We start from the raw sequence: 1,049 nt of genomic DNA, 5'->3' as shown, positions 1-1,049 counted from the left end.
GGCTGACGCCGCAAAGCATCGCGAACGCGGCCTCGGAGCGCAGCCGGTCGGGGTTGTCGCCGGCGGACACGAGCAGCTGGCCGGCGACGTCGGGGCCGACGCCGTGCACCGCGGCCAGTTTCGGGGCGAGCTCGCGGACGAGCCGGCCTATGATCTTGTCGAGTTCTCTGATCTCGGTCGACAGGTGTTGGTGACGCTGAGCCAGGCTGCGCAGCGCCAGACGGACCGCGACGGCGGGGTCGCCGGCCCGCGCGGCCGGGACGTCGGCCTCGGCACAGACAGCGACCAGGCGGGTGTTGGCCAGGGCGGACAGCTCGGCGCGCACCGCCTCGGGGGCGGTGACGAGCAGCGCCTTCATCTGCTTGATCACGTCGGCGTGGTGGGTGACCCCGCCACGGCGGGCGACCCGCAGCGAGCGCAGCGCCTCGACCTCGCCGTCGCGGCCCTTCGGGATGCCGGTCCGTCGGCCCGCGAGCGTCGCGCGGGCGGCCGCCTCCGCGTCGACCGGGTCGGACTTGCCCTGCCAGCGGCGCGCCTTGCGGTCGGGCCGGTCGATCTCGACCACCGTGACGCCGGCCGCGGCCAGGTGGCGGGCCAGGCCGGCGCCGTAGGCACCGGTTCCCTCGACCCCGACCTTGACCAGCGTGCCGAAGCCGCGCAGCCAGTCGAGTAGCTGGCCGTAGCCGGCCGCGGTCGCGGGGAACGACGCCGACCCGAGCAGCCGCCCGGCGCTGTCGAGCGCCGCAGCGGTATGGCTGTCTTTGTGGGTGTCGACCGCCACCGGTGACCTCGACCGCCTGCTGGTGCTGTGTCATCGTGGAACAGCTGTCCCTTCACCTCGACTGGCAGGGGCGGCACGCACCAGCCGGGCGACGGACAAGACAGTGAAGGGGCCTCTGGCCAGGCTCCTATGAGGTCACCCGCCCGTCCGGTGGGTGCACACGAGCCCCGCACCGACACAGCCGGCAGATCCCGTCAAGGACACACTGGTCAGTCAGGCGGTGGGCCGGGCCGACCGGTGCGGGGCTCCACACATCCTCACTGTCAGG

1 protein-coding gene is annotated in these 1,049 nt (G+C 73.6%); it reads right to left on the bottom strand.

Annotation, left to right across the window (positions count from 1 at the left end; genetic code table 11):
* Positions 1–781 (bottom strand): IS110 family transposase (locus AC559T_RS13760; RefSeq protein ID WP_498868935.1); only part of this gene is annotated, 781 nt, incomplete at its 3' end.
* Positions 782–1,049 lie beyond the last annotated feature (268 nt).

The organism is Frankia sp. Hr75.2 (assembly GCF_949319125.1).
GTDB classification, from domain to species: domain Bacteria; phylum Actinomycetota; class Actinomycetes; order Frankiales; family Frankiaceae; genus Parafrankia; species Parafrankia soli.
Note: the sequence above shows the minus strand (reverse complement) of the source record. Positions and strands in the feature narration are given on the sequence as shown.